The organism is Streptomyces sp. OR43 (assembly GCF_008042275.1).
GTDB lineage: Bacteria > Actinomycetota > Actinomycetes > Streptomycetales > Streptomycetaceae > Streptomyces.
The window spans coordinates 861,510-862,645 of the sequence record NZ_RDBK01000043.1 but is presented as its reverse complement, the minus strand read 5'-3'; the positions used below and the strand labels follow the sequence as shown (position 1 = coordinate 862,645).

General features: G+C 71.0%; 1 protein-coding gene. It reads left to right on the top strand.

Annotation, left to right across the window (positions count from 1 at the left end; translation table 11 throughout):
- Positions 1 to 199 precede the first annotated feature (199 nt).
- Positions 200 to 1,136 (top strand): serine/threonine-protein kinase (locus EAO72_RS22250; RefSeq protein WP_410090489.1); only part of this gene is annotated, 937 nt, incomplete at its 3' end.

Sequence of the window (1,136 nt, the reverse complement as noted above, 5' to 3'; positions counted from 1 at the left end):
GGGTGAGGGCGAGGACGAAGCCGGCTCCGGCCACCCACCAGTCGGCGGTCCTCCGGCGCACGAACGCCAGCCGCAACAGGGGTGCCCACAGGAGCATGCCGCAGGAGCACACCGCGAGCACGGTGAACAGCACGCGCATCGACCAGGTCCGCGCCGAACTCGACGAGCTCAGCGACTACCTCCGCAAGGAGGAGGGCCGGTGAGCGGTCGCCTCATCGGCGGACGGTACGAGCTGGCGACGATCCTCGGACAGGGCGGCATGGGCCAGGTCTGGACGGCCTACGACCAGCGCCTGGACCGCCGGGTCGCCGTCAAACTGCTGCGCCCCGACCGCGTCACCGGCCCCATCGGCAGCAACGCCGCGGAAGAACTGCGCCGCCGCTTCGTCCGAGAATGCCGGGTCACCGCCCAGGTCGACCACCCGGGCCTCGTCACCGTCCACGACGCCGGCAGCGACGGCGACGAACTGTTCCTCGTCATGCAGTACGTCGAGGGCGCCGACCTCGGCGACCACCTCGCCGAACACGATCCGTACCCCTGGCAGTGGTCCGTCGCCGTCGCCGCCCAGCTCTGCGCCGTCCTGTGCGCCGTCCATGCCGTGCCGATCGTCCACCGCGACCTCAAGCCCCGCAACCTGATGGTGCGCCCGGACGGAACCGTCCTCGTCCTCGACCTCGGCGTCGCCTCCGTCCTGGACACCGACACCACCCGCCTCACCCACACCGGATCACCCATCGGCTCCCCGGCCTACATGGCCCCCGAGCAGGCCATGGGCGGCGCTGTCGGCCCGTACACCGACCTGTACGCCCTCGGCGTGCTCCTGCACGAACTCCTCAGCGGTGACGTACCGTTCGCCGGCTCCACCGCCCTCGGGGTACTCCACCGCCACCTCTACGAACCGCCGGCCCCCGTCCGCCAGATCCGGCCCGACATCCCCGAACCGCTCGAAACGCTCGTCCTGCGGCTGCTCGCCAAGGACCCGCAGCACTCCAGACCCTGCAGTTCCGCTACGACGCCGCACAGTGCCTGGAACAACTCGGCGAACCCGCCGGCCTTGTTGCCCTTGGTGTGGCCGGCCGCGAACGAGTCCGGGGTGTACGAGGTCGCGTCTCCGACCGTGATCGTGACGTCGTCGT